This is a genomic window from Methylobacterium sp. A54F (assembly GCF_053346035.1).
This window is the reverse complement of the sequence record NZ_JBKFBF010000056.1, coordinates 1-389: the sequence shown is the minus strand read 5'-3', so window position 1 is coordinate 389 and position 389 is coordinate 1. Positions and strand designations below refer to the sequence as shown.

Here is a 389-nt window from a genome sequence, read left to right as displayed (position 1 = left end):
AACCACCGCAAGGACGGCACCGTCTTCTGGAACCGCCTGCTGATCTCGCCGGTCTTCGACGGGGACGGGGCGCTGACCTACTTCTTCGCCTCGCAGTTCGGCGTCACGCTGGAGCGCGACCGGCTCGTGCGCCTGCAGCGCGACCGCGGCGCCCTGGAGACGGAGGCACAGCGGCGGGCCGAGGAGCTCACCCGCAGCGAGGCGCGGCTCCGCTTCATGCTGCAGGCGGGCGGCTTCGGCACCTGGTCCCTCGACCCCACGGAGAACCGCTTCGTCGCCTCCGAGGTCTGCCGCCAGACCTTCGCCCGGCCGCCCCCCGAGCCGTTCAGCTACGACGACCTCCTCGCCGCGGTCTTCCCGGCCGACCGCGAGCGGCTGCGGGTGGCGAC

The 389-nt window shown here is 73.3% G+C and carries 1 pseudogene; it reads left to right on the top strand.

What is annotated here, in order from left to right:
• Nucleotides 1-389, top strand: a pseudogene (locus ACLBXP_RS25300) (histidine kinase); the annotation flags it as partial.